The sequence below is a fragment of the Aquamicrobium zhengzhouense genome (genome assembly GCF_016124105.1).
In the GTDB taxonomy this organism is placed as follows: Bacteria; Pseudomonadota; Alphaproteobacteria; order Rhizobiales; family Rhizobiaceae; genus Aerobium; species Aerobium zhengzhouense.
In genome coordinates this window covers 122494-128954 of sequence record NZ_JADGMQ010000013.1, presented here as the reverse complement: position 1 = coordinate 128954, position 6461 = coordinate 122494, and the positions used below count along the sequence as shown (strand labels likewise).

The 6461-nt window shown below is 60.4% G+C and carries 7 protein-coding genes; 6 read left to right on the top strand and 1 reads right to left on the bottom strand.

Features of this window, described 5'->3' with window-relative positions; genetic code table 11:
• The first annotated feature begins 374 nt into the window (after positions 1-374).
• The 3 genes from leuD to leuB all read left to right on the top strand — a co-directional run bounded on the left by leuD (position 375) and on the right by leuB (position 3107).
• Positions 375-980, top strand: a complete 606-nt coding sequence (gene leuD, locus IOD40_RS16110; RefSeq protein WP_198477717.1) for a 3-isopropylmalate dehydratase small subunit — start codon at positions 375-377, stop codon at positions 978-980.
• A gap of 114 nt (positions 981-1094) precedes the next feature.
• Entirely contained in the window at positions 1095-1913 is an 819-nt protein-coding gene (locus tag IOD40_RS16105) for a hypothetical protein (protein ID WP_198477716.1), read from the top strand.
• 87 nt (positions 1914-2000) lie between these two features.
• Entirely contained in the window at positions 2001-3107 is a 1107-nt protein-coding gene (leuB, locus tag IOD40_RS16100) for a 3-isopropylmalate dehydrogenase (RefSeq protein ID WP_198477715.1), read from the top strand.
• 74 nt (positions 3108-3181) lie between these two features.
• Here the strand turns inward: leuB and znuA are convergent, their stop codons facing one another.
• Positions 3182-4192: a zinc ABC transporter substrate-binding protein ZnuA gene (gene znuA / locus IOD40_RS16095; RefSeq protein ID WP_198477714.1), complete on the bottom strand. Its 1011-nt coding sequence runs from the start codon at positions 4190-4192 to the stop codon at positions 3182-3184.
• Between the two features lie 87 nt (positions 4193-4279).
• On the opposite strand from znuA, the gene IOD40_RS16090 reads away from it, so the two are divergent.
• The 3 genes from IOD40_RS16090 to IOD40_RS16080 are packed head-to-tail and all read left to right on the top strand — an operon-like array spanning position 4280 to position 6358.
• Positions 4280-5146 (top strand): ATP-binding cassette domain-containing protein, encoded by an 867-nt coding sequence (locus IOD40_RS16090; RefSeq protein WP_198477713.1) that lies wholly within the window; start codon positions 4280-4282, stop codon positions 5144-5146.
• Complete coding sequence (znuB, locus tag IOD40_RS16085; protein WP_407649215.1) at positions 5094-5948, top strand: zinc ABC transporter permease subunit ZnuB; 855 nt, start codon at positions 5094-5096, stop codon at positions 5946-5948. The genes IOD40_RS16090 and znuB overlap by 53 nt, the downstream gene beginning before the upstream one ends.
• On the top strand, positions 5945-6358 hold the full coding sequence (locus IOD40_RS16080) for a Fur family transcriptional regulator (protein WP_198477712.1): 414 nt from the start codon (positions 5945-5947) through the stop codon (positions 6356-6358). The genes znuB and IOD40_RS16080 overlap by 4 nt, the downstream gene beginning before the upstream one ends.
• Positions 6359-6461: the final 103 nt, after the last annotated feature.

Genomic DNA, 6461 nt, shown 5'->3' with positions numbered 1-6461 from the left:
ACTCCACGGTCGGCTCGACCGCCGCTACCGCTCAAAGGCTGAGAATACTATGCCATCTCAGGCCGTGGCACCCCTCCCGCGAAGCGGGTTCGTGCATGGGGTCGGAAACGGACGTCACTCCGCACAACTTGTCCTAGGTGTTCAACGTTCGGCGGATTCTGCGCTGACAGTGCCGGCTTCCTTGCGAGCCTCCCTCACTCGTAGGCAAAGGTCGGAACCATGCAAAGACATCGCAACCGCCAGTGCTGACCCTCGGCGCTCCTTCCGCCATCAATCTGCTTTCGCGCGAAGTGGAGCCGGGGCCCCTTTGAAAGGGGGCTTAAAATGTGTAAAGCGGGTCAACCAAACTTCTTGGCCGAGAGACAGGCAGGACAATGGACAAGTTTACCAAACTGACGGGCGTCGCTGCCCCGCTTCCGATCGTCAATATCGACACCGATATGATCATCCCCAAGGATTACCTGAAGACGATCAAGCGCACGGGCCTCAGCGTTGGCCTGTTCGCCGAAATGCGCTTCAATGAGGATGGCTCGGAAAATCCGGACTTCGTGCTCAACAAGCCCGCTTACCGCAACGCGCAGATCCTGATCGCCGGTGACAATTTCGGCTGCGGCTCCTCGCGTGAGCATGCTCCGTGGGCGCTGCTCGACTTCGGCATTCGTTGCGTGATCTCGACCTCGTTCGCCGACATCTTCTACAACAACTGCTTCAAGAACGGCATCTTGCCGATCAAGGTGACGCAGGAACAGCTCGATGCGCTGATGGACGACGCTTCGCGCGGCGCCAATGCAACGCTGACGGTCGACCTCGAGGAACTGGAAATTCACGGTCCCGATGGCGGCGTCATCAATTTCGAGATCGATGAGTTCCGCAGGCACTGCCTCCTGAACGGCCTCGATGACATCGGCCTGACGATGGAGAAGGCGCCGTCGATCACCTCGTTCGAGCAGAAGATGGCGGAAAACCGCCCCTGGCTCTAAGCCGCACTTCGGAGACGGGCCTTTGCCCGTCTCTTTTCGCCGCGCCGCACCATCGCGGTTCCGGCCAGCCGTGAAAGCGGCTAGGTTCCTTCGGCAAACCGCCGGAGAATCCTGATGCACCACCCCCTCAATCGTCTGCTTATTGCCGCGCTCGCTGCGGCAGGTATCGGCCTTCCCGCCCTTGCGCAGGAAGACCAGCGCACCGATTTTGCCGGCGGCATCCTCACTATTACCCAGACCGAAGATTTCGAGCGGATCCTCGCATTCGACGGAATTGAGCTGGCGCGCGACTATTTCGTCCATGTCGAGCAGATCGCCGATGTGGCAGGCACCGAAGTTGCCTTTGTGAATATCGGCCCGGGCGGCAATGCCTGCTCCCCCGGCACGTTAATGATCTGGCGGAACGGCGAGGGCGAAATCAGGACGCAGCAGGCGGGCGAGGAATGCGACGCGCCTGCGGTCGCGATCAGCGATTACGGCGTCTATCTGATCCGCTACCTTTTGCCCGGCCAGAGCGCGGACATGATGTTCTGGACGCCTGCCGAAGGCATGAGCACCTTTGCCAGCACGACCTATTCGCCGGAGCCGGGTACAGGCTGGGAAACGCTCGATCCTGGCTCGGTCGGTCACCCGGTCGACCTGTTTCGCAATGCCGATATTTACGCTGCTGCGCAGGAATTGCTGGGAGACGAGCTTGAAGATGCGGTGACCGGCCTCGTCGTTTCCGGCCAGCCGGAGATGTCCGGGGGCCTCCTTCATGCCCGCGGCTGCGTTCCCCACGCCTGCGGCTTTGCCGACAGCTTCATCGTGATCGATAAGGAAGATCAGACCATCTACATGGCTCAATTGGGCGAAAACGGCGAAACCCGCTTCTGGCCTGACTGGCAGATATGGCCTTCGGACGCCGCAGCTCTCCTTCCGTCAGGTTTTTGAGCTTCTTTTCCTTGCACAGCGTCATTCTGACGGCTAGCAAGACCACAAATCCGCAACATCATGCATCGCTTTTCGAAAGGCACGTCCATGGCTTCGCGTAAACTTCTCCTTCTTCCCGGTGACGGCATCGGCCCAGAGGCCATGACCGAGGTCAAAAAGCTGATCGCGGCAATGAATGCAGACCTCAACACCGGCTTCGAAACCGAAGAAGGCCTGGTCGGCGGCTGCGCCTATGATGCGCATGGCCAGTCGATCTCGGAAGAAGACATGGCAAAGGCCATGGCAGCCGACGCCGTCCTGTTCGGTGCCGTCGGCGGCCCGAAGTGGGATAGCGTGCCGTACGAGGTTCGTCCGGAAGCTGGCCTGCTGCGCCTGCGCAAGGATATGGAGCTGTTCGCGAATTTGCGCCCAGCGATCTGCTATCCGGCGCTCGCCGCTTCCTCGTCGCTCAAGCCCGACGTTGTCGAAGGTCTCGACATCCTGATCCTGCGTGAGCTGACCGGCGGCGTCTATTTCGGCGAGCCGAAGGAGATCATCGATCTCGGCAACGGCCAGAAGCGCGGCATCGACACGCAGGTTTACGACACGTTCGAAATCGAGCGCATTGCCGGCGTTGCCTTCGAGCTGGCGCGTACGCGCGGCAACAAGGTGTGCTCGATGGAGAAGCACAATGTGATGAAGTCCGGCGTCCTGTGGAAGGAGGTCGTGGCGGAGACCCACAAGGAAAAGTTCTCCGACGTCGAATTGACCCACATGCTGGCGGACGCTGGCGGCATGCAGCTCGTTCGCTGGCCCAAGCAGTTCGACGTGATCCTGACCGACAATCTGTTCGGTGACATGCTGTCGGACGTTGCCGCAATGCTGACCGGCTCGCTCGGCATGCTGCCATCGGCCTCGCTCGGTGCTCCGGATCCGCTGACCGGCAAGCGCAAGGCGCTGTACGAGCCGGTCCATGGCTCCGCGCCGGACATTGCCGGCCAGGGCGTTGCCAACCCGATCGCGATGATCGCCTCGTTCGCGATGTGCCTGCGTTATTCGTTCAACATGATTGCCGAGGCAGACCGCCTCGAAAAGGCGATCTCGGAAGTTCTGAACGATGGCCTGCGCACGCCGGACATCATGTCGGACGGCATGACCAAGATCGGCACCGCCCAGATGGGCGATGCGATCATTGCAAAGTTCCGCGCTCTCTAAGCGGCAGGATCGAAAGAAAACGCGTTTCTCGCGTATTTCTGCTAGATTACGGCTCCCTTCGCGGGAGCCGTTTTTCATTGCGAAAGGCAGTCGGCAAACGAGGTTGCCATGTTGCGGATCAGATCGAGGTAGAGATCGGGTCCATCTTCAAGATCTGCGCCCAGCGGGTCGAGAACGGCGGTGCGCGCGCCGGTTGCCTCGGCGATCAGGGTCACGAGTTTCGGCTCGAACTGGGGCTCTGAAAAGATGCAGGTCGCCCCAGCCGTCTTCACCCGTTCGCTGATTTCGCTCAGACGCTGAGCCCCCGGCATCACCTCCGGGCTCACCGTGATCGAGCCAGCGACGTTCACCTCAAACCGGTGTTCGAAATATTGGTAGGCATCGTGGAAAACGATGGAGGGACGGTCCTTGATGCCTGACAACTTCTCCTGCACTTCGGCAAGGAGAGCATCGATCCTCTCGGCGTAGCGAGCAGCGTTTTCCTGATAGGTGGTGGCGTTTTCCGGATCGGCCTTGCTCAACGCGGTCTCGATGCTGGTCAGCATCGCCCTGGCATTCGCCGGGTCGAGCCAGATATGAAGATCATATGCCCCATGCGGATGGTGGTGATCGTCATGTTCATGTGCGTGTGCATGGTGGTGGTCATGATCATGGTCGTGATCATGGTCGTGACCGTCATGGTGGTCGTGAGAATGGCCGTCCTCATGATCGTGAGAATGAGCCTCGAACGGACCGCCTTCCCGCAAGGCCAGCTTCTCGATGCCGGGGGTCTCGGCCAGCGATACCAGTGTCGCCCCGGCCGACAGGCTTTGTAGCGGCGTCTTCAGGAACGTCTCCATACCCTCGCCGACCCAGAACACCAGATCGGCCTTTTCCAGCGCCTTGGCGTCCGAGGGCCGCAACGAGTGGATATGGGCGGAGCCGCTGCCGGAGACGATCAAGGCCGGTTCGTCCACGCCCTCCATGACAGCCGCAACCAGTGAATGCACCGGCTTGATCGATGTGACGACGTCCAGAGCCAGGGCGGGAGATGCAGACAGCATAGCGGCGCTGGTCATGAGCAGGGTGCGGTGCCAGTTCGTCATAGGTCCTCACAAACGTAATGATATTACATTGCGAAATGCTATAACCTGTGCAATACGCATCTTGCAACAAGAATTCCGGAAAGCCTGATGCAGCCACCCCAGCAACAAGAGACCAGCCAGCCCCTCGTGCGCCTGAGCGGCATGGGCGTGGAGCGCGATGGTCGCTGGCTCGTGCGCGGTGTTGATCTTTCTATTTCAGCTGGCGAGATCGTTACCCTGATCGGCCCCAATGGTTCGGGCAAAAGCACCACCGCGCGCACCGCGATCGGCATATTGAAGCCCTCGGAGGGTACGGTCGTGCAGCGCCCCGGGCTGCGGGTCGGCTATGTACCGCAAAAGCTTGCCATCGACTGGACCTTGCCGCTGACCGTGCGCCGTCTGATGACGCTGACCCGCTCCCATTCGAAGGACGAGATACACGCTGCGCTCGATGCTGTCGGTGCATCACACCTTGCCGATGCGCAGGTGCAGGCACTTTCAGGCGGCGAGTTTCAACGGGCTCTTCTCGCCCGCGCCATGCTGGGCAAACCGGATCTGCTGGTGCTCGATGAACCGGTGCAGGGTGTCGATTTCTCCGGCGAGATCGCACTGTACGAATTGATCGGGCGCATCCGCAACGAGACCGGATGCGGCATCTTGCTGATATCTCACGATCTTCACGTGGTCATGGCGGCGACCGATACCGTTGTCTGCCTCAACGGTCATGTCTGCTGCCGTGGCACGCCGAAGACGGTTGCTTCGAGCCCCGAATATATGCGCCTTTTTGGTGCGCGTGCGGAAGGTGCCCTGGCGCTGTACCGCCACAGCCACGACCACACCCATCTGCCAGATGGGCGGGTTGTGCATGAGGACGGGTCAATTACCGATCATTGCCACCCGCATGACGGGCACCACCATCATCATGATCATCACGATCACGCGCATCACGCTGGGAGTGCACCGCATGCTGGATGATTTCTTCACGCGCGCGATCATTGCCGGAATTGGCCTTGCGATCACTGCAGGTCCGCTCGGCTGCTTCATCGTCTGGCGCCGCATGGCCTATTTCGGCGACACGATGGCGCATTCGGCCCTGCTTGGCATTGCGCTGGCCTTCCTGCTCGAAATCAACCTGACGATTGGCGTGTTCATCATCGCGGTGTTTGTTTCGCTCGCGCTGATGGCGTTGCAAAGGCGGGGCGGGCTTTCCGCCGATGCGCTGCTCGGCATCCTGTCCCACTCGACTCTGGCGCTTGGGCTCGTCATCATCGCGTTCATGAGCTGGGTCCGCGTTGATCTGATGAGCTTCCTGTTTGGCGATATTCTTGCCGTCTCAAAAACCGACATCGCCTCCATCTGGATCGGCGGGGCAGCCGTTCTAGGAACGCTTGCCTGGTTGTGGCGGCCGCTGCTGGCCTCAACTGTCAGCGACGAGATCGCGCAGGCAGAGGGCATGTCGCCAGAGCGTACGCGCGTGATCTTCATGCTGCTGATGGCGTTGGTGATCGCCATTGCGATGAAACTCGTCGGTGTCTTGCTGATTACCTCGCTGATGATCATCCCGGCAGCAACAGCCCGTCGCCTCGCGGTGACCCCGGAACAGATGGCGGTGATCGCCTCCATCCTCGGTGCGCTTGCGGTTGCTGGCGGATTGTTTGGCTCCCTCAAATTCGACACCCCTTCCGGGCCATCGATCGTCGTCGCTGCTCTGGTCTTGTTTCTCGTGAGCATGATTGCCTATGGTGGCCGCGGCCAGACAGAGCGGCAGGCATCATGAGTACCGGACACCACCATCAACCGATCGACCTCACACGCAACCAGTCGCTCGTGCTCGGCGCGCTGGAGAAGGCGGAAGGTCCACTGTCGGCCTACACCATCCTTGACCGGCTGAGAGATGACGGATTTCGCGCGCCGCTGCAGGTCTACCGCGCCCTCGACAAGCTTCTGGGTGCAGGGCTTGTCCATCGCCTTGAATCGCTGAATGCCTTTGTCGTCTGCGCTCACCCCAACTGCCATGCGCAGGGCATGATCGCCTTCGCCATCTGCGGCACTTGCGGCAAGGTCGACGAGTTTTCAGACGCGGTCGTCCAGGAGCGCCTTGGAAGCTGGGCGCGTGAAAACGCATTCAAGGCCGAGAAGTCCATCATTGAACTGCGCGGCACCTGCGCGGGCTGCCTGAACGGTTGACGTTTTCGGCAGCTTAGAAACCCTCACACATATCTTCTTTCGTCATCGATCCCATCAGGGGGTCGAAACAGACCGTTGAACGGTCTATATGGCGGCCAAAGGA

What these genes read in the sequence shown, in the direction of transcription:
- leuD (WP_198477717.1), top strand. Translation starts at nt 375, where the DNA reads ATGGACAAGTTTACCAAACTGACGGGCGTCGCTGCCCCGCTTCCGATC.
- leuB (WP_198477715.1), top strand. Translation starts at nt 2,001, where the DNA reads ATGGCTTCGCGTAAACTTCTCCTTCTTCCCGGTGACGGCATCGGCCCA.
- znuA (WP_198477714.1), bottom strand. Translation starts at nt 4,192, where the DNA reads ATGACGAACTGGCACCGCACCCTGCTCATGACCAGCGCCGCTATGCTG.
- IOD40_RS16090 (WP_198477713.1), top strand. Translation starts at nt 4,280, where the DNA reads ATGCAGCCACCCCAGCAACAAGAGACCAGCCAGCCCCTCGTGCGCCTG.
- IOD40_RS16080 (WP_198477712.1), top strand. Translation starts at nt 5,945, where the DNA reads ATGAGTACCGGACACCACCATCAACCGATCGACCTCACACGCAACCAG.
- znuB (WP_407649215.1), top strand. Translation starts at nt 5,094, where the DNA reads ATGATCATCACGATCACGCGCATCACGCTGGGAGTGCACCGCATGCTG.
- IOD40_RS16105 (WP_198477716.1), top strand. Translation starts at nt 1,095, where the DNA reads ATGCACCACCCCCTCAATCGTCTGCTTATTGCCGCGCTCGCTGCGGCA.